This is a genomic window from Pseudomonas sp. Z4-7, from assembly GCF_051131965.1.
In the GTDB taxonomy this organism is placed as follows: Bacteria; Pseudomonadota; Gammaproteobacteria; order Pseudomonadales; family Pseudomonadaceae; genus Aquipseudomonas.
In genome coordinates, this window is sequence record NZ_CP071642.1 from 4,609,566 (window position 1) to 4,626,726 (window position 17,161).

Sequence of the window (17,161 nt, forward strand, 5' to 3'; positions counted from 1 at the left end):
CGGCAAACCCGGCGAGGCCATATCACCCAAAGTGTGGTGGTTATGGCTTATGGGAATAAGCAGCTCCAGCCCAAACGCACTCCCGTGGCGAGGGAGCTTGCTCCCGCTGGGTGACGAAGTCGCCCCAATTCGGGTTTGGTGGTGTCAGGCAGGTCGCAGGGGGCCGCTTCGCGCCCCAGCGGGAGCAAGCTCCCTCGCCACGGGGGCGGTGGCTGCTTGAGTGGCGACCAGACGCAGGTTCAACCGCAAGCCCTTCCTGCCGTTCTGCGCCCACAGCCGCCCACCCTGGCGCGCCAGCGCATTACGGGCAATGCTCAGGCCCAGCCCGAAACCGCCGTCTCCCGGGCGAGAGCCATCGAGACGGGTGAACGGGTCGAAAATACGCTCAAGATCCTGCTCGGCCACGCCACCGCCGTCGTCTTCAAGCCACAGCAGCCAGAAACCGCCCTCACGTCGACCGTCCAGCCGCACCACGCCGCCGGGCGGCGAGTGCCGGATGGCGTTGCGCAGGATGTTTTCCAAAGCCTGCGCCAAGGTATTGAGGTTGCCTTGGACCCAGCAATCGGCATCGACCGCGCATTGCAGTTGAGCGCTGGGCCAGCCGCTTTCGTAACAGGCGTTTTCCGTGAGCATTTCCCACAAGGCCTGGACCTGGATCGCCTCGACCGCCAACGGCGCGCGTTCGGTGTCGAGCCAGGCCAGTTGCAGGGTGTCCTCGACCAGTCGCTGCATGCCCTCGACTTCCCGGGCGACGCGCTCGCGCAACTGGTCCAGGTCCTGCTCGCTGTCGCTGGCGACTTGCAGGCGACTCAGCGGTGTGCGCAGCTCATGGGACAGGTCGCGGAGCAGTTGCTGTTGCAGCGCGACGGTCGATTGCAACCGCTCGGACATGTGATCGAACGCCCGCCCCAGCTCGCCCAGTTCATCGGCACGCTCGGTGGTGCGGCTGGACAGGCGCACGCCCAACTGATCGGCCCGCCAGGCATTGGCCTGTTCGCGCAGTTGATTGAGCGGCACCACCAGCAGGCGATACAGCCCGACACAGAGCAACAGCGTGAACAGCCCGGGAATCACGCCGTTGGTCATCACGCGCCAGAACAACTGGTACTGCCCCGGCAGGAAACGCTCGGGCAGTTCGATCACCAGGCTGCCGACGGACGGGTCGCCGGGGAACGGCACCCGCAGCCACGGTCGACCCTTCTTGTGGATCGGCCAATCCAGACCACGGAGGAAGGTCAGCCGCTCGACCTCTTTCTCGGTCAACGGCTGCCCACTCAACGATTGCAGGTCGGAGCCGATCACCCCCACCCAGCTTGCCTCGCGCGGCTGCATGCCTTGCAACCAGCGGTCCACCCCCGCCTGTCGACCGGAACGCCACGCGTGCTCGGCCTCGGCGGCGTAACGCGTGAGGGTGCCGCGGGCCTGGTCCGAGAGAAACTGGTTGCGCTCCTCCATATAACGGCCCCAGGACCAACTCAGCCAGATCATCAGCAGACAGAACGCCACCAGCAGGCATGCCAGTTTCCAGAACAACGAGTGCCGCCCAGGCAGATCAGACCACTTCATCGATGGCACTCAACAGGTAGCCCTTGCCCCACACCGTGCGCAGCTCCCGCGCGGTGTAGCCGATAGACTTGAGCTTGCGGCGGATCTGGCTGACATGCATGTCCAGGCTGCGATCATGTGGTGCATAGCCGCGCTGCAACACATGCTGATAGAGGAAGGCCTTGCTCAGGACTTCACTGTCGCTGCGGTGCAGGACGTCGAGCAAACGGTATTCGCTGCGCGTCAGCCCTGCCCATTGGCCCTGGACCTGTACATCGCTGCGCTGCTCATCAAAGTCCAGGTCCTGCGCCTGGGGCAGAGTCATCATTTGAGCCGGGCGCCGATCCAGCGCCACTCGGCGCAGGATGGCCTCGATGCGCACACGCAACTCCGCCATGCTGAACGGTTTGGGCAGGTAATCGTCGGCGCCGAGGCGAAAGCCGCTGATGCGATCCGCTTCCGCGCCCAGGGCAGACATCAGCAACACCGGGGTCGAATGACTCAGGCGCAAACGGGTCAGCACTGCAAGGCCATCCAGCCCAGGCAGCAGGATGTCCATCAACACCACGTCGAAAGCCTGCCGGCAGGCGATATCCAGGCCATCCTGGCCGTTCTGGCACCAGGTCACTTCGAAGCCGCTGCGGGCCAGGTGCTCATGAACATAAGCACCCAGCACGGGGTCGTCTTCGATGGCAAGGATGCGCGGCGGCACAGCGGGGATGGGATTCATCAGTATCTGCAAACAATTCTCAGTTGAACGATTATTCAAGATCGGCTCCCGACAGGCAACCGCCGTGTATCGCCACGGCAAATGGCCAGCCGATCGGGATGCGCGAGGAGATGAATTTTACGAAGAAGGCTCGCCTGCAAATCGCTACACTGCGCAGATGTTGCGCGCCGGATGCGCGCAAAGCTCAATCGGACCGCTGGATGCAGGAGACAAGTGTGCTCAAGAAACTGGGAATCAAAGGCCGTGTGCTGTTGCTCACCCTGCTGCCGACCACCTTGATGGCGCTGGTCCTGGGCGGTTATTTCACCTGGATGCAGCAATCGGACCTGCACGCTCAGTTGCTGCAACGCGGTGAAATGATCGCCGAACAACTGGCACCGCTGGTCGCTCCGGCCATGAGCCGCCAGGACATCGAGTTGCTGGAACGCGTCGCCACCCAGTCCCTCGAGCAAGCCGACGTTCGCGCGGTGACCTTCCTCGCCCCCGACCGCACACCGCTCGCCCATGCCGGCCCGACCATGCTCAACCGGGCGCCGGAGGGCAACAGCAGCCAACTGCTGCAACGCACCGGCAACGACGCCACACGCTACCTGCTGCCGGTGTTCGGCAAGCATCGCAACCTGGCTGGCGAACTGATTCCCGAAGAAGCCGATCGCCTGCTGGGCTGGGTCGAGCTGGAGCTGTCCCACAGCGGCATGTTGCTGCGCGGTTACCGCAGCCTGTTCGCCAGCCTGTTGCTGATCGCCGCCGGCCTGGGTTGCACCGCGCTGCTGGCCCTGCGCATGGGCCGCACCATCAATCGACCGCTGAGCCAGATCAAGCAGGCCGTGGCGCAGCTCAAGGACGGGCATCTGGAAACCCGCCTGCCACCGTTGGGCAGCCAGGAGCTGGATGAGCTGGCGTCGGGTATCAATCGCATGGCCGGCACCTTGCAGAATGCTCAGGAGGAGTTGCAGCACAGCATCGACCAGGCCACCGAAGACGTGCGCCAGAACCTGGAAACCATCGAGATCCAGAACATCGAACTGGACCTGGCCCGCAAGGAAGCGCTCGAAGCGAGCCGGATCAAGTCCGAATTCCTCGCGAACATGAGCCATGAAATCCGCACGCCGCTCAACGGCATCCTCGGTTTCACCCATTTATTGCAGAAAAGCGAGCTGACCCCGCGCCAGCTCGACTACCTGGGCACCATTGAAAAATCCGCCGACAGCCTGCTCGGCATCATCAACGAGATTCTCGACTTCTCGAAGATCGAGGCCGGCAAGCTGGTGCTCGACAGCATCCCCTTCAACTTGCGGGACCTGCTGCAGGACACCCTGACCATCCTCGCCCCCGCCGCCCACGCCAAACAGTTGGAGCTGGTGAGCCTGGTCTACCGCGACACGCCGTTGTCGCTGGTGGGTGACCCGCTGCGGCTCAAGCAGATCCTCACCAACCTGGTGAGCAACGCCATCAAGTTCACCCGTGAAGGCACCATCGTCGCCCGCGCCATGCTCGAAGATGAGCACGAAGACAGCGTGCAGTTGCGCATCAGCATCCAGGACACCGGCATCGGCCTGTCCAGCCAGGACGTGCGGGCGCTGTTCCAGGCCTTCAGCCAGGCCGACAACTCCTTGTCCCGGCAGCCCGGCGGGACCGGGTTGGGCCTGGTGATTTCCAAGCGACTGGTGGAACAGATGGGCGGTGAGATCGGCGTCGACAGCACGCCGGGCGAAGGCTCGGAGTTCTGGATCAGCCTGCGCCTGCCCAAGACCCGCGACGACGCCGAAGACCTGCCCGGCCCGCCGCTGCTGGGGCGCCGCGTGGCGGTTCTGGAAAATCACGAGCTGGCCCGCCAGGCCTTGCAGCACCAGTTGGAGGACTGCGGTTTGCAGGTGACGCCGTTCAATACCCTGGAAAACCTGACCAACGGCGTCACCGTCGCCCATCAGACGGACCAGGCGATTGACCTGGCCGTGCTCGGCATCACCAGCAACGACATGCCGCCGGAGCGTCTCAACCAGCACATCTGGGACCTCGAGCACCTGGGCTGCAAGGTGCTGGTGCTGTGCCCCACCACCGAACAGACGCTGTTCCATCTCTCGGTGCCCAACCCCCACAGTCAATTGCAGGCCAAGCCGGCCTGCACCCGCAAGCTGCGCCGGTCGCTTTCCGACCTGGTCAACCCGCGCCCGACCCGCACCGAACCCAATGAACCGGTGGCCAGCCGCGCGCCCAAGGTGTTGTGCGTGGACGACAACCCGGCCAACCTGCTGCTGGTGCAGACCCTGCTCGAAGACATGGGCGCCCGGGTGCTGGCGGTGGAAAGTGGTTACGCGGCGGTCAAGGCCGTGCAGAAGGAAACCTTCGACCTGGTCCTGATGGACGTACAGATGCCCGGCATGGATGGCCGCCAGAGCACCGAAGCGATCCGCCAATGGGAAAGCGAGCGGCATTGCACGCCACTGCCGATCGTCGCCCTCACCGCCCACGCCATGGCCAACGAGAAGCGGGCCCTGCTGCAAAGCGGCATGGACGACTACCTGACCAAGCCCATCAGCGAGCGGCAATTGGCCCAGGTCGTACTCAAGTGGACCGGCCTGGCGCTGCGCAACCAGACCCCGGATCGGGGCGCTGATGCCCAAGGCAGCAGCGAGCTGCTGGTGCTCGACCACGAGGAAGGCCTGCGCCTGGCCGCCGGCAAGGCCGACCTGGCGACGGACATGCTGGCGATGTTGCTCGCTTCCCTTGAAGCCGACCGCGAAGCGATCCGCCAGGCCAGCGAGGCCAACGACCACAACGCGCTGATCGAACGGGTCCACCGCCTGCACGGGGCCACGCGCTATTGCGGCGTACCGCAACTGCGCGCCGCCTGCCAGCGCAGCGAAACCTTGCTCAAGCAGCAAGACCCGCGGGCTGCCGCGGCCCTGGACGACCTGGACCGTGCCATCCACAGGCTGGCTAGCGAGGCGCGCATCAGCGCCTGACCCAGCGCAATGGTCACCGGCACAATGGCTGTTAAGCTCGGTTCATCCCAGCGCCAGGAGGCCGCCATGCGTGCAATTCTATTCAGCAGCCAGACCTACGATCGTGACAGTTTCAGCAAGGCCGCCGTACCTGCCGGCTTTGAATTGCAGTTCCAGCCGGCACGCCTGAGCCTCGACACCGTGGCCCTGGCCGAACGGTGCGAGGTGGTGTGCGCCTTCATCAACGACGACCTGAGCGCGCCGGTGCTGGAACGACTCGCGGCCGGCGGCACCCGGCTGATTGCCCTGCGCTCGGCCGGCTTCAACCATGTCGACCTGCCCGCCGCCAAGCGTCTGGGGTTGAGCATCGCCCGGGTGCCGGCCTACTCGCCCCATGCGGTGGCTGAACATGCGGTGGCATTGATCATGGCCTTGAACCGCTGCCTGCACCGCGCCTGCAACCGCACCCGGGACGGCAATTTCAGCCTGAATGGCCTGACCGGCTTCGACCTGGTGGGCAAGACCGTGGGCGTGGTCGGAACAGGACAGATCGGCGCGACCTTCGCCCGGATCATGGCCGGTTTCGGTTGCCAGTTGCTGGCCTACGACCCGTTCCCCAACCCTCAGGTCGAAGCCTTGGGGACCCGCTACCTGCCTTTGGCCGATCTGCTGGCGCAGGCGCAGATCATCAGCCTGCACTGCCCGCTCAACGACCAGAGCCGACACCTGATCAATGCTCATTCCCTGGCAACCCTGCAACGCGGCGCCATGCTGATCAACACAGGACGCGGCGGCCTGGTGGATACGCCGGCACTGATCGAAGCGCTGAAAAGCGGCCAGCTGGGTTACCTGGGGCTGGATGTCTACGAGGAAGAGGCCGAATTGTTTTTCGAGGACCGCTCCGACCTGCCGTTGCAGGACGACGTGCTCGCGCGGCTGCTGACCTTCCCCAATGTCGTGGTGACCGCACACCAGGCGTTCCTGACTCGCGAAGCACTGGCCGCGATTGCCACCACCACCCTCGACAACATCGCCGCCTGGGCGGCTGGCGCTCCGCAGAATCTGGTGGACGGCTGACTCATCCCCTGTGGGAGCGAGCCTGCTCGCGAAGACGGTGTGTCAGCCACACATCGATCGACTGAGGCGCCGCTTTCGCGAGCAGGCTCGCTCCCACAGGGGGATTTCGTCGGCCCGCCCCGCTTGTAGGCGATGCCCAAGCCAGCCCCCGTGCTAGCATATCGCGCCTATCTGGAGGACCCATGGCCGAACACGATTTTCGCTACACCCTGATGAACCCGCAGCACACCTTGACCGAGGTCCGCGCCCTGGCGCCGGGCCGTTACCAGGTCACCGGCAATGGCGGCTCGATCCAGGCCAACGATGTATTGCTCGTCACCCTCAAGGGCAGCAAGGACCTCTCCATGCGCCTGACCGTCGACACCGTTCGCCATCTGCTCAAGCCGATCGGCCAATGGACCGCCATGACCACCGGTCCGGTGTTCGGTGAACTGGCGATCCACACCTGGCAGGTCAAGTGCGACCAATGCGCCAAGGAACTGAGCTTCGAGTTCGCCGTCGATGCCAAGCTCGGCACCAAGGCCCAGAAACCGGCCGCCAGCGCACGCATTGCCGAGCTGGGCTGGACGACCGACGGGGAGAAACACCGGTGCCCGAAATGCCAGGAAGCCGCCTGATGAAACATCTGGTCCTGGCCACGCTGATGGGCGCTGGCCTGATGGGCTGCGCCGCCGATCCGGTGCAACTGCAACACAACCGCAGCTACATCCTCGAATGGATCGGCGAGCGGCCGTTGATGGATTACAGCCACCTGACCATCACCCTCGACGATGACGGTCGTGCCTACGGCAATGCCGGCTGCAACCACTGGTTTGCGCCCTACACCCTGGAAGGCGACCGCTTGAGTTTCGGCAAGATCGGCAGCACCCGCAAACTCTGCGCCCCGGCGTTGATGGAGCAAGAGACGCGTTTCTTGCAGGCGCTGGAGAAGGTCGAACGCTGGGACGTGTCTCCTACGGGCCAGACGCGTTTCTGGCCGGCCCAGGGCAAGCCGCTGCGGTGGTGGTTGGAAGAGGGTTGACTCTTGCGCTGACCGATGCACCGGTCCGGACCAGAGAAAAGGTTGAGTCCTGTGGCCTGGTTAACCCCCCTGTGGCGAGGGAGCTTGCTCCCGCTGGGCTGCGAAGCGGCCCCAAAATGGATCTGCCACTGCGCTGTGTCAGATAGAAAGCAGGGGCCTGCTGCGCAGTCCAGCGGGAGCAAGCTCCCTCGCCACAAAAAGCCTGCCTCGCCATGGAGTGCTATTTCAGTGCTTGCAACGCCTCCAGCCTGGCCATCACCGCCGCCGCCGTCTGCTCTCCCAGCAATTGTTCACGCACCTTGCCCTGGGTATCGATGATGTACGTCACCGGCAGGCCTTCACTGCGCGGGACATCAAAGAACTCGGCCGGATCCCGGGCCAGTACGGTGAAGCGGATGCCCAGCTTCTCGCTGGCGCTCTTGAGTTCTTCGCCTTGCACCTGATCGAAGTTGACCCCGAAGACACCTACGTTGCGTCCCTTGAGCTGTTCGGCCAAGGCATTAAATTCGGGGATTTCAGTGCGACACGGCGCGCACCACTCGGCCCAGTAGTTGAGCACCAGCCATTGTTTGTCCAGCCGCTGCGCGGCAATCGGCTGACCGTTCTGGTCCACGCCGTAATCGTTGCCGCAGCCGCCGAGCAATAAAAAGCCGATGAATGTCAGTGCCGCCGCCAATCGCCTTGCCATGTGCCGATCCTTGTCTGAATGTGGACAGCTGCGCGACCCATCAGGTGCTAGGGGCCTCGCAGCACAGTAGAATAGCCGCCACCTTACGCAAGATGCGACCCGCTCATGACTGATCTGACGCTTTATCACAACCCGCGCTGCTCGAAATCCCGCGGTGCGCTGGAACTGTTGCAAGCCCGTGGCCTGGCGCCAACCGTGGTCCGCTACCTCGAAACCCCGCTCGACGCTGCGCAGTTGGAGCGGCTGCTGGGCAAGCTCGGCATCGATGCACGCCAGTTGTTGCGCACCGGCGAAGATGAATACAAGACCCTCAACCTAGCTGACGAAAGCCTGAGCCAGGCGCAGTTGATCGCCGCCATCGCCGCCCACCCGAAACTGATGGAACGGCCGATTCTCGAAGCAGGCGACAAAGCGGTGATCGGCCGCCCACCGGAGAAAATCCTGGAGATCCTGCCGTGAGCACGCCCTATATCCTGGTGCTGTATTACAGCCGCAGTGGCTCTACCAACGAAATGGCCCGCCAGATCGCCCGCGGCATCGAGCAGGCCGGGCTTGAAGCCAGGTTGCGCACGGTGCCGGCGATCTCCACCGAGTGCGAGGCGGTGGCGCCGGATATCCCCGAACAGGGCCCGCTCTACGCCAGCCTCGATGATCTGAAGAACTGCGCCGGCCTGGCCCTGGGCAGTCCGACCCGCTTCGGCAACATGGCCGCGCCGCTCAAATACTTCCTCGACGGCACCAGCAACCTCTGGCTGACCGGCGCCCTGGTGGGCAAGCCGGCCGGGGTGTTCACCTCCACCGCGAGCCTGCATGGCGGCCAGGAAACCACGCTGTTGTCGATGATGCTGCCACTGCTGCACCACGGCATGCTGATCACCGGCCTGCCCTACAGCGAGTCGGCCCTGATCGACACCCAGGGCGGCGGCACACCCTACGGCCCGAGCCACCACGCCGGCGCCGACGGTAAAAGCGGCCTGAATGAACACGAAGTCGCCCTGTGCCGCGCCTTGGGCCTGCGCCTGGCAAAAACCGCTTTGTTGCTGGAGAACGGCCGTGGCTAAGAAGCCGAAGATCCTGCCGCCGGTCGAGTGGCTGGAGCCGCGTGTGCACATCGCCCGTAACCTCAGCCTGTTGTGCTTTTTCGGCCTGGTGGGGCTGCTCAGCGGGTATTACCTGCTGATCGCCGACCTGCACGGCGCGCGCCCCTGGGTGATTCTGCTGATCGAACTGGTGCCACTGCTGATACTCGCGCCAGGCATGCTCAGCGGCAGCGCGCGCGGGCATTCATGGATGTGCTTCGTGGTGAACCTGTATTTCATCAAGGGCGCGCTGGCGGCCTACGATCCGAACCGGCAATTATTCGGCCTGCTGGAGATGGCGGCGAGCGTGGCGCTGTTCTGCTCGGCGTTGCTGTATGTGCGCTGGCGGTTCCAGTTGAATCGGCGGTTGGCTGGCGAGGGCGATATCTCCGTCGCCTGATAGACCGCCATCGCGAGCAAGCTCGCTCCCACACTGGATCTGCGGCGCTCAGAAATCCCCTGTGGGAGCGAGCTTGCTCGCGATGGCCGCAACTCGGTTTCAATGATTCACGGTATAAGCCAGCATCATCGAGATCTGGCTCAGCGGCCGCCCGCCACTCTCTTCATGCCACTGATTGAACGCATTCTGCACCGTCGCCAGGTCCCGCTGGCTGGTCGGGACTTTATCGATGAGGTCCTGGGCGTTGAGCGCCGCTACGACGTCATAGCTGGGCACGAACGTGTCCTTGCCCATCATCCGCAGGAAACGCGGCGCCGACAGGCCACCCAACTGATGGCCGTGTTTTTTCAGGTAGGTCCACAAGCCGACGATATCGGTCGCCGGCCAATCGGCGATCATCGCACCGAAGCTGCCCTTTTCATGGGCCACATCCAGCACCAGCTGCGCGTTGCGCGGCACGCTCTTGAGCTTGCCCAGGTGGCGGATGATCCGTGCGTCCTGCATCAGCCGTTCCAGGTGCTCGGCACTCATCAGCACGACCTTTTCCGGGTCGAACCTGAAAAACACCTCTTCGAACGCCGGCCATTTCGCGTCGACCAGGCTGTGCTTGAGCCCGGCGCGAAACACCCGCAGCGCCATGGTCGAGAGGTAGCGATCATCGCTGATCTTGCGCAGTTGCGCCGGGGTCTTGGGTACAGGCAGGTGGGCTTCCAATTCAGCCGCCGAACCGAAGCGGTTCAGACAATACTCGTGCAGCCACTTGTAATCGCGCATGCCCTCTCCTGGGATTGAAATGAAAACGGCGCTTGCAAGCGCCGTGAATGCAAGCTGTCGGTAGCGTCAGAGATTCACCACATTGACGAACCGCGGCGTGGCGCTTTCGTCGATGCGCAGGCTGGCGAAATCGAACAGGTTGCGGTCCGCCAGTTGCGACGGAATGACGTTTTGCAGGCCACGGAAAATGCTCTCGGTACGGCCTGGGGTCTTGCGCTCCCATTCCTGGAGCATCTCCTTGACCACCTGGCGTTGCAGGTTTTCCTGGGAACCGCACAGGTTGCAGGGAATGATCGGGAACTGCTTGAAATCCGAATAGGCCTGGATGTCCTTCTCGCTGCAATAGGCCAGCGGACGGATCACCACGTTGCGCCCGTCGTCGGCGCGCAGCTTGGGCGGCATGGCCTTGAGCGAGCCGTTGTAGAACATGTTGAGGAAGAAGGTCTCGACGATGTCGTCGCGGTGGTGACCCAGGGCCATCTTGGTCGCGCCGATCTGGTCAGCGAAGGTATAGAGCGTTCCACGGCGCAGGCGCGAGCACAGCGAACAGGTGGTCTTGCCTTCGGGGATCAGTTCCTTGACCACCGAATAGGTGTCTTTCTCGACAATGTGATATTCAACGCCCAACGATTCAAGGTAGGCCGGCAGCACATGCTCGGGAAAGCCCGGCTGCTTCTGGTCCATGTTCACGGCGACGATGTCGAACTTGATCGGCGCAACCTTCTGCAAATGCATCAGCACGTCGAGCAAGGTGTAGCTGTCCTTGCCGCCGGACAGGCAGACCATGACCTTGTCGCCATCCTCGATCATGTTGAAATCGGCGACGGCCTCACCGGCCAGGCGGCGCAGGCGCTTTTGCAGTTTGTTCTGGTTGACCGTGAGAGTGCCCATGACGCGAAATCCGTGAGGTGTGACGAAAGGCCGGCATTTTACGCAAAAAATCCCTCCCGTGGCACCGCCCTTCGTGGCGAGGGAGCTTGCTCCCGCTGGGTCGGTCCGACGCTTCGGGCGAAGCGACCCTCTGGGACTGCCCTGTTGGCGTCTGCTTCGCAGCCGAGCGGGAGCAAGCTCCCTCGCCACGGGGCGGATTCGCCTGGTATAGCGTACAGCGCACAGATCAGGTCGCGATTAAGCCGCTTCGTTACAGCGCGATTTGCTCTAAGCCGCCCATCCCCTTGACGGTCACTCCTTTCTATACTGCGGCATAAGGTCGCACACACTTACAGACCTTTACTTACCCGGCCCTTTGGCCCGTAGGCGCTCCGTTGGGGGGCGATGGCAATAACAAAGGAGTGACTGACTATGATCCATCATGTCGTGGGGCTCTTTACCCACCCTGATCAAGAATGGAAGGAAATCCGTGGCGATCAGGAGGAAAGCATCAGCCACATGTACCTCACCCACACGCTGATCCTCGCGGCTATCCCGGCGGTGTCGGCGTTCATCGGCACCACGCAGGTGGGATGGGTCATCGGCAATCGCCCACCGGTCATGCTCACCCTGGAAAGCGCGCTGTGGATGACCATCATGTCGTACCTCGCGATGTTGGGCGGCGTGGCGGTGATGGGCGCGTTCATCCACTGGATGGCCCGCACCTATGACGCCAACCCGAGCCTGGCCCGTTGTGTCGCGTTCGCCACCTACACCGCGACGCCGTTGTTCATCGGCGGGCTGGCGGCGCTCTACCCGCACATGTGGCTGGGAATGATCGTCGGCACCGCGGCGATCTGCTACACGGTCTACCTGCTGTACGTGGGTTTGCCGACGTTCATGAACATCCCGCAGGACGAAGGCTTCCTGTTTTCCAGCTCGGTGCTGGCCGTCGGCCTGGTCGTGCTGGTCGCCATCATGGCGTTCACGGTCATTGTCTGGGGATTGGGCGTGGGTCCGGTCTATACCAACTGAAGGCTTGCACAAGCCCTCCAACAAAAAGACGATCTGCCAACACAGGCCGCCGCAAGGCGGCCTTCCTGTGCCTGGGGCCGGCGAAACGACCGCTGGGCAGCTGGGCGATTCGCAACGGCCAGCGCTTGCGGCATACTCGGCTTTCTGGAGACCCGTAAAGCATGCTCGAGCAACTCAATACCCGCGTCGAAGAGTGTTACCAACAAGCCGAATCCTTTTTCAAACGTCCTTTCAAACGCCCGGTGGTCAGCCTCAAGTTGCGCGGCCAGAAGGCCGGTGTCGCGCACCTGCATGAAAACCTGCTGCGTTTCAATCCCCAGCTGTACCGGGAAAACACCGACGACTTCCTCAAGCAGACCGTTGCCCACGAAGTCGCGCACCTGATCGCCCATCAGTTGTTTGGCGACCGCATCCAGGCCCATGGCGAGGAATGGCAACTGATCATGCGCGGGGTCTACGAACTGCCGCCAAACCGTTGCCACACCTACGAGATAAAACGCCGCACCGCCACCCGCTACATCTACAAGTGCCCGTGCGACGGCAGCGACTTCCCCTTTACCGCACAGCGCCACAGCCTGGTCCGCCAGGGGCGGCGGTACTTGTGCCGAAGTTGTCGCAATACGTTGGTGTTCAGCGGGGAGACGCGGGTCGAGTAGCCTGGATTAGTCGTGTCTTGGCCGGCCTCATCGCGAGCAAGCTCGCTCCCACAGGGGATTTTGTGAACGCCGCAGATCCAGTGTGGGAGCGAGCTTGCTCGCGATGAGGCCAGAAAGCACGCTACACAACCACCCCGTCATCCCGCAGCCGGGCAATCCGCTCATCACTGAACCCCAACTCCCGCAACACCTGCTCCGTATGCGCCCCCAGTCTCGCGCCTATATGCCGAGGCTCGGGCAAGCCTTCGGAAAACTTCAACGGGCACGCCATCTGCGCCTGGCTCGACCCGTCGCCACGGGGCACCTGGGAGACCAGATGCCTGGCCTTCAATTGAGGATGCTCAAGCGCTTCGTCCAGCTCCAGCACTGGTTCGACGCAGGCATCCACCTCGGCGAATAGCGCGCAAAGGTCAGCAAAATCGCGCTTCTCGAACTCGGAGCGCAATTGCTCTTTGAGCCGCTGCTGTTGCTCGGGCGCCAGCCCTTGGGCGGCGAGCTCCGGCCGCCCCAGGGCCGCGCACAGTGCCTGCATGAACCCTGGCTCGAGGCTGCCCACCGACATCCAGCGACCATCCCGCGTGCGGTAGTAATCATAAAAACTGCCACCGTTCAGCGCATGGTTTTCCCAACCCGGTTTCACACCGCAGGCCAGGTAACCGGCGCCGGCCAGTGCGTTCAGGCTGAAGACGCAGTCGGTCATGCTCACGTCCAGGTGCTGGCCCTGCCCGCTCTGCTGGCGGGCAATGACCGCCGCCAGCAGGCCGATCACCCCGTGCAGCGAACCGCCGGCGATGTCCGCCGCCTGGATGCCCAGCGGCAGCGGCCCGCTGTCGGCCCGACCGGTGTGGCTCGCCAGCCCGGCCAGGGCCAGGTAGTTGATGTCATGGCCAGCGCGATCCTTGAACGGGCCGGTCTGGCCATAACCGGTGATCGACACGTAGATCAGCCGGGGATTGATCGCCTTCAAGGCTTCGTAACCCAGGCCCAGCCGCGCCATCACGCCGGGGCGGAACTGTTCCAGCAGGATGTCGTGGTCGTCCAGCAACCGCTTGATGATCTCCAGTGCCGCCGGCTGCTTGAGGTCCAGGGCCAGGCTGCGCTTGTTGCGGTTGAGGTAGGCATGGCTGGCCGAGGTGCCCTGGTCATGGGGCGGCAATATCCGCAGCAGGTCAGGACGCTCCGGCGATTCGATGCGCAGCACCTCGGCGCCCATGTCCGCCAGCAACAACGAGGCGAACGGGCCGGGCAGCAGGGTGGAAAAATCCAGAACCTTGAGCGATGCCAGTGGGCCTTGCATGGGCGATCTCCGCTTGAATGGTGCGTTCAAGACTAGGCAGGGCCTGGCGATTGGGCAATTACCGGGGGCGTCGTTCGGGCTGACAAATCCGCTCAGTGCGAGGGTTGTCGTGGCGAGGGAGCTTGCTCCCGCTGGACTGCGCAGCAGTCCCCTGCGTATGACCTGAAGCCATGCGGTGGCAGATATATTCTGGGGTTGCTGCGCAACCCAGCGGGAGCAAGCTCCCTCGCCACAGAGGCATGCCTGCTTCACATTCAAGAACCAACAAAAAACCCGCCGAAGCGGGTTTTTCGTTGCAGCCTGAAGCTTACTTCACAGCGCCTGGAGCAGCGGATTCAGCCGCGACAATCTGCGCTTGCGCGATCTGCTCGTCATCTTCACGCACGTCGGAGATACCGCGACCACCGGAAGCCAGCTCGGTCTGCAGCTGGTCTTCGTCCAGTTCCTTGACCCACTTGGCAACCACGATGGTAGCAACGGCGTTACCGACCAGGTTGGTCAGCGCACGAGCTTCGGACATGAAGCGGTCGATGCCGAGGATCAGCGCCAGGCCGGCAACCGGCAGGTGGCCCACGGCCGACAGGGTGGCCGCCAGTACGATGAAGCCGCTACCGGTTACGCCGGCAGCACCTTTGGAGGACAACAGCAGGACCAGCAACAGGGTGATCTGATGCGTGATGTCCATCGGGGTGTCGGTGGCCTGGGCAATAAACACCGCAGCCATGGTCAGGTAGATCGAAGTACCGTCGAGGTTGAACGAGTAGCCAGTCGGGATTACCAGGCCCACCACGGACTTCTTGGCACCCAGGCGCTCCATCTTGATCAGCATGCGTGGCAAGGCCGATTCCGACGAGGAGGTGCCCAGCACGATCAGCAGTTCTTCACGGATGTAGCGGATCAGCTTGATCACGCTGAAGCCGTGGGCGCGGCAGATGGCGCCGAGCACCACCAGCACGAACACCACGCAGGTGATGTAGAAGCAGATCATCAGTTGGCCCAGTTGCACCAGCGAACCGACACCGTAGGCGCCGATGGTGAAGGCCATGGCACCGAACGCACCGATCGGCGCGAGCTTCATGATCATGTTGATGATGATGAACATGACGTGAGCGAAGCGGTCGATGAAGTCCAGCACCGGCTTGCCGTAGGCACCCAGGCGATGCAGGGCGAAACCGAAGAGCACCGAGAACATCAGCACTTGCAGGATGTCGCCGTTGGCGAAGGCGCCGACGATGGTGTTCGGAATCACGTTGAGGATGAAGGCAACGATGCTCTGGTCTTTACCGGCATTGATGAAGCCGGCGATCTTGCTGGTGTCCAGGGTCGACACGTCGATGTGCATGCCGTTGCCCGGCTGCACGACGTTGACCACGACCAGGCCGATCAGCAGGGCAATGGTGGAAACGATTTCGAAATAGAGCAGTGCATAGCCGCCGGTCTTGCCGACCGATTTCATATTCTGCATGCCGCCGATGCCGCTGACGACGGTACAGAAAATGATCGGTGCGATGACCATCTTGATCAGTTTGATGAACCCGTCACCGAACGGCTTGAGGGCAACGCCGGTCTGCGGGTAGAAGTGGCCGAGCAGAATGCCGATGGCAATGGCTACGATCACCTGGAAATACAGGGATTTGTACAGTGGCTGACGAGTCGTCATGGCAAACCTTCCTCAAGAGTCTCGTGTGACAACATCCACCTGTTGTCCACGACACCTCAATTGCGAACCCTCCTGCACTGGAGGGATTTGTTTTTTGTCGGCTGCACGCGGCAGACCTGTGTATGGCATCGCAAGGCCCGTGCCATTTTTACGAAACGTCCTACAAGTGCCGGGGCAGACGGCGTTTGCTTCTTACCTGGAAATTAAACGCACGCCCAAACTTGGCGGTTTTCCGCCAACCTCCCGCGTCACGTTCCTGGATTTGGCGGATATCCGCCTTGTCGAGCCGCGACGCCCTGTTACCATTCGTCCGCTCAACGGACGGATTTGTGCCATGCGCCAACGCACCATCGCCAGCCACTTCGCCCGCGCCGCCCTGGGTGGCGCGCGTCGGCAGGGGTTCGACTACGTTCCCCTGCTGCAGCAACTGGGCATCAGCCCGGAGCTGCTGGACGAGCCGCGCGCGCGAATTGCCCCCGAGCAATTCGCCCGCCTGTTGCAGGCGCTGTGGGTCGCATTGGCGGACGAATACCTGGGATTTGGCCGGGCACCGAGTAAACCCGGGACGTTCGCCATGATGTGCCACACGTTGATCCACTGTCGGACGCTGGGCAAGGCGCTGCAGCGCGGCCTGTTGTTCTACAGCCTGTTCCCCGACGCCCCGAGCCTGACCCTCGAAGCTGAAGGCGAACGGGTAAGGCTGAGCCTGGACGAGTCGACACTGCGTGATCCCGACCACTTCCTGGCCGAAAGCCTGCTGGTCATCTGGCATCGCCTCGGCAGTTGGCTGATCGGCCAGCGGATCGGCCTGGAACAGGCGACCTTCAGCTATGCCAGGCCAGGCCACGGCGCGGAGTACGACTTGCTGTTCCCCTGCCCCTTGGTCTTCGAGGCGCGAAGCAGCAGCTTGTTATTCCATGCCCGCTACCTGGAGATGCCGTTGCTCCAGGACGAGCGAACCCTCAAGCACTTTCTCGAACGCTCCCCCGCCGACCTGCTCTCGCGCCCGGACGATGGCCACAGCCTCACCAGCCAATTGCGGCGCCTGCTCAGCCGCGACACGGCGCGCTGGCCGGACCTGGACACGGTCGCGGCGCATCTGCATATCAGCTCGCAGACCCTGCGCCGGCATCTGCGCGAGGAAGGCACCAGCTTCCAGGAGCTCAAGGATCAGTTGCGGCGGGATATCGCCATCTACCACCTGGGCCGCGCGGACCTGTCGTTGCAGCAGATCGCCGAACAGCTGGGGTTCTCCGAACCGTCGGCGTTTCATCGGGCGTTCAAGAAGTGGACGGGGGTGACGCCGGGGGCTTATCGGGAGCAGGAGAACTGATTTTCCGGGGATTTTTGCCGTCTGGACTGGCCTCATCGCGAGCAAGCTCGC

General features: G+C 63.2%; 17 protein-coding genes. 10 read left to right on the forward strand and 7 right to left on the reverse strand.

All coding sequences use genetic code 11. The features are described from left to right. Positions 1–144: 144 nt before the first annotated feature. Complete coding sequence (locus J3P91_RS20530; RefSeq protein ID WP_434601577.1) at positions 145–1,566, reverse strand: histidine kinase sensor domain-containing protein; 1,422 nt, start codon at positions 1,564–1,566, stop codon at positions 145–147. Further along, positions 1,553–2,275 carry a response regulator transcription factor gene (locus tag J3P91_RS20535; protein WP_434601578.1) on the reverse strand — a complete coding sequence of 241 codons (723 nt, stop codon included), beginning with the start codon at positions 2,273–2,275 and terminating at the stop codon, positions 1,553–1,555. Before J3P91_RS20535 ends, J3P91_RS20530 begins: the two co-directional genes overlap by 14 nt. A 215-nt stretch (positions 2,276–2,490) precedes the next feature. On the opposite strand from J3P91_RS20535, the gene J3P91_RS20540 reads away from it, so the two are divergent. From J3P91_RS20540 to J3P91_RS20555, 4 genes are all read left to right on the forward strand, one after another. After that, complete coding sequence (locus J3P91_RS20540; protein ID WP_434601579.1) at positions 2,491–5,241, forward strand: response regulator; 2,751 nt, start codon at positions 2,491–2,493, stop codon at positions 5,239–5,241. Between the two features lie 66 nt (positions 5,242–5,307). After that, positions 5,308–6,297: a 2-hydroxyacid dehydrogenase gene (locus J3P91_RS20545; RefSeq protein ID WP_434601580.1), complete on the forward strand. Its 990-nt coding sequence runs from the start codon at positions 5,308–5,310 to the stop codon at positions 6,295–6,297. A 182-nt stretch (positions 6,298–6,479) separates the two neighbouring features. Then, entirely contained in the window at positions 6,480–6,914 is a 435-nt protein-coding gene (locus tag J3P91_RS20550; protein ID WP_434572413.1) for a hypothetical protein, read from the forward strand. Then, on the forward strand, positions 6,914–7,318 hold the full coding sequence (locus J3P91_RS20555) for an META domain-containing protein (protein ID WP_434601581.1): 405 nt from the start codon (positions 6,914–6,916) through the stop codon (positions 7,316–7,318). The genes J3P91_RS20550 and J3P91_RS20555 overlap by 1 nt, the downstream gene beginning before the upstream one ends. Before the next feature lie 220 nt (positions 7,319–7,538). Here J3P91_RS20555 and J3P91_RS20560 read toward each other — a convergent pair whose 3' ends face one another. Next, a complete protein-coding gene (locus J3P91_RS20560) occupies positions 7,539–8,006 on the reverse strand; it encodes a TlpA family protein disulfide reductase (RefSeq protein ID WP_434601582.1) in 468 nt (155 codons plus the stop codon). Between the two features lie 105 nt (positions 8,007–8,111). Between J3P91_RS20560 and arsC the strand changes: the two genes are divergently transcribed. Genes arsC through J3P91_RS20575 form a run of 3 tightly spaced genes read left to right on the forward strand, consistent with a single transcriptional unit; the run spans position 8,112 to position 9,485 of the window. Continuing rightward, the gene (gene arsC / locus J3P91_RS20565; protein WP_305499404.1) at positions 8,112–8,465 is read left to right on the forward strand and encodes an arsenate reductase (glutaredoxin); all 354 of its coding nucleotides are present in this window, start codon (positions 8,112–8,114) and stop codon (positions 8,463–8,465) included. Next, positions 8,462–9,067, forward strand: a complete 606-nt coding sequence (gene wrbA, locus J3P91_RS20570) for an NAD(P)H:quinone oxidoreductase (RefSeq protein WP_434601583.1) — start codon at positions 8,462–8,464, stop codon at positions 9,065–9,067. The genes arsC and wrbA overlap by 4 nt, the downstream gene beginning before the upstream one ends. Beyond that, a complete protein-coding gene (locus tag J3P91_RS20575) occupies positions 9,060–9,485 on the forward strand; it encodes a DUF2069 domain-containing protein (RefSeq protein ID WP_434601584.1) in 426 nt (141 codons plus the stop codon). The genes wrbA and J3P91_RS20575 overlap by 8 nt, the downstream gene beginning before the upstream one ends. Before the next feature lie 99 nt (positions 9,486–9,584). Here the strand turns inward: J3P91_RS20575 and J3P91_RS20580 are convergent, their stop codons facing one another. Both J3P91_RS20580 and ttcA read right to left on the reverse strand, forming a co-directional pair. Continuing rightward, positions 9,585–10,259 (reverse strand): DNA-3-methyladenine glycosylase I, encoded by a 675-nt coding sequence (locus tag J3P91_RS20580; RefSeq protein WP_434601585.1) that lies wholly within the window; start codon positions 10,257–10,259, stop codon positions 9,585–9,587. Positions 10,260–10,325: 66 nt separating this feature from the next. Next, entirely contained in the window at positions 10,326–11,150 is an 825-nt protein-coding gene (gene ttcA / locus J3P91_RS20585; RefSeq protein ID WP_434572407.1) for a tRNA 2-thiocytidine(32) synthetase TtcA, read from the reverse strand. 411 nt (positions 11,151–11,561) lie between these two features. Between ttcA and J3P91_RS20590 the strand changes: the two genes are divergently transcribed. Both J3P91_RS20590 and J3P91_RS20595 read left to right on the forward strand, forming a co-directional pair. Then, positions 11,562–12,164 (forward strand): Yip1 family protein, encoded by a 603-nt coding sequence (locus J3P91_RS20590; protein ID WP_305499396.1) that lies wholly within the window; start codon positions 11,562–11,564, stop codon positions 12,162–12,164. A 161-nt stretch (positions 12,165–12,325) separates the two neighbouring features. Then, positions 12,326–12,820: a SprT family zinc-dependent metalloprotease gene (locus J3P91_RS20595; protein ID WP_434601586.1), complete on the forward strand. Its 495-nt coding sequence runs from the start codon at positions 12,326–12,328 to the stop codon at positions 12,818–12,820. A 121-nt stretch (positions 12,821–12,941) separates the two neighbouring features. Here the strand turns inward: J3P91_RS20595 and J3P91_RS20600 are convergent, their stop codons facing one another. Next, a complete protein-coding gene (locus tag J3P91_RS20600; protein WP_434601587.1) occupies positions 12,942–14,117 on the reverse strand; it encodes a CaiB/BaiF CoA transferase family protein in 1,176 nt (391 codons plus the stop codon). A gap of 307 nt (positions 14,118–14,424) precedes the next feature. Next, positions 14,425–15,777 (reverse strand): dicarboxylate/amino acid:cation symporter, encoded by a 1,353-nt coding sequence (locus J3P91_RS20605; RefSeq protein ID WP_305499392.1) that lies wholly within the window; start codon positions 15,775–15,777, stop codon positions 14,425–14,427. A gap of 334 nt (positions 15,778–16,111) precedes the next feature. Here J3P91_RS20605 and J3P91_RS20610 point away from each other — a divergent pair, with 334 nt between their 5' ends. Further along, the gene (locus J3P91_RS20610; RefSeq protein ID WP_434601588.1) at positions 16,112–17,110 is read left to right on the forward strand and encodes an AraC family transcriptional regulator; all 999 of its coding nucleotides are present in this window, start codon (positions 16,112–16,114) and stop codon (positions 17,108–17,110) included. Positions 17,111–17,161: the final 51 nt, after the last annotated feature.

Excerpts from the sequence above, each read along its gene's own strand:
- J3P91_RS20535 (WP_434601578.1), bottom strand. The coding sequence starts at position 2,275 with ATGAATCCCATCCCCGCTGTGCCGCCGCGCATCCTTGCCATCGAAGAC.
- J3P91_RS20590 (WP_305499396.1), top strand. The coding sequence starts at position 11,562 with ATGATCCATCATGTCGTGGGGCTCTTTACCCACCCTGATCAAGAATGG.
- ttcA (WP_434572407.1), bottom strand. The coding sequence starts at position 11,150 with ATGGGCACTCTCACGGTCAACCAGAACAAACTGCAAAAGCGCCTGCGC.
- J3P91_RS20610 (WP_434601588.1), top strand. The coding sequence starts at position 16,112 with ATGCGCCAACGCACCATCGCCAGCCACTTCGCCCGCGCCGCCCTGGGT.
- arsC (WP_305499404.1), top strand. The coding sequence starts at position 8,112 with ATGACTGATCTGACGCTTTATCACAACCCGCGCTGCTCGAAATCCCGC.
- J3P91_RS20605 (WP_305499392.1), bottom strand. The coding sequence starts at position 15,777 with ATGACGACTCGTCAGCCACTGTACAAATCCCTGTATTTCCAGGTGATC.
- J3P91_RS20545 (WP_434601580.1), top strand. The coding sequence starts at position 5,308 with ATGCGTGCAATTCTATTCAGCAGCCAGACCTACGATCGTGACAGTTTC.
- J3P91_RS20560 (WP_434601582.1), bottom strand. The coding sequence starts at position 8,006 with ATGGCAAGGCGATTGGCGGCGGCACTGACATTCATCGGCTTTTTATTG.
- J3P91_RS20595 (WP_434601586.1), top strand. The coding sequence starts at position 12,326 with ATGCTCGAGCAACTCAATACCCGCGTCGAAGAGTGTTACCAACAAGCC.
- J3P91_RS20580 (WP_434601585.1), bottom strand. The coding sequence starts at position 10,259 with ATGCGCGATTACAAGTGGCTGCACGAGTATTGTCTGAACCGCTTCGGT.
- J3P91_RS20530 (WP_434601577.1), bottom strand. The coding sequence starts at position 1,566 with ATGAAGTGGTCTGATCTGCCTGGGCGGCACTCGTTGTTCTGGAAACTG.
- J3P91_RS20550 (WP_434572413.1), top strand. The coding sequence starts at position 6,480 with ATGGCCGAACACGATTTTCGCTACACCCTGATGAACCCGCAGCACACC.
- J3P91_RS20600 (WP_434601587.1), bottom strand. The coding sequence starts at position 14,117 with ATGCAAGGCCCACTGGCATCGCTCAAGGTTCTGGATTTTTCCACCCTG.
- J3P91_RS20555 (WP_434601581.1), top strand. The coding sequence starts at position 6,914 with ATGAAACATCTGGTCCTGGCCACGCTGATGGGCGCTGGCCTGATGGGC.